Consider the following 360-nt stretch of genomic DNA (forward strand, 5'->3'; position numbering starts at 1 on the left):
TCCACTATTTTAGATTACCCCAAAATTGCGATTAAACATTAGTTGAAAGCAACTTGTTATTGGTTCATCTATTTTGATATTACATATGTTTTGAGGCCTGGATATGGATGAATACATACTACGAAATAGTGTCTCACAGAAAAGATAAGATAAAACAAAAAGTTTATCTCTAAGATAAAGTATTCTGTATCACTATTTTATGTAACATCATTAGTACAACTTTTATCACACTTATGAGTTTACAACTTTTGTTCTATGTCGTCAAATACTAAGTTTAATTGTTTTCAATAAAAAATTTGTTTTGAAATTTATTATCCTAACATACAACTGTATCACCCGATCTCCCCAACTGTTATATAC

Origin of the sequence: Neobacillus drentensis (assembly GCF_036965645.1) — a bacterium.
Taxonomy (GTDB): domain Bacteria; phylum Bacillota; class Bacilli; order Bacillales; family Cytobacillaceae; genus Neobacillus; species Neobacillus drentensis_D.